The 304-nt window shown below is 52.6% G+C and carries 1 pseudogene; it reads left to right on the top strand.

The annotated features are described in order from the left end of the window. Positions 1 to 304 (top strand): annotated as a pseudogene (locus tag FDX22_RS26405) (DUF4153 domain-containing protein); the annotation flags it as partial.

Here is a 304-nt window from a genome sequence, read left to right as displayed (position 1 = left end):
CCGCAGAACAGTGACTGGCTGTTCTACGGGATGCCCGTAACGATTGCGCTCTCCTCTGCGCTTTTGCTGACTGTCGTCTCATTTAAGCAACGTGCTCTATGGTGCTGGATGGCGTTGATCTGTGTGGTTGTGCTGGCGATGAGTGTGTGGCTGAAATGGAGTGTGGCAGACAGTGACAGATGGCGGCAGGATGACATTTTTTTTGCCTACGGCTGGCGCTTACTGTTGATGGCGATGCTGGCTTTACCGTGGATTCAATATCAACTTCATGCCCGTCGTGAACAGGCTCGCTATCCGCAGTTTT

Source organism: Citrobacter sp. TBCS-14 (genome assembly GCF_005280805.1).
GTDB classification, from domain to species: Bacteria; Pseudomonadota; Gammaproteobacteria; order Enterobacterales; family Enterobacteriaceae; genus Citrobacter; species Citrobacter gillenii.
Note: the sequence above shows the minus strand (reverse complement) of the source record. Positions and strands in the feature narration are given on the sequence as shown.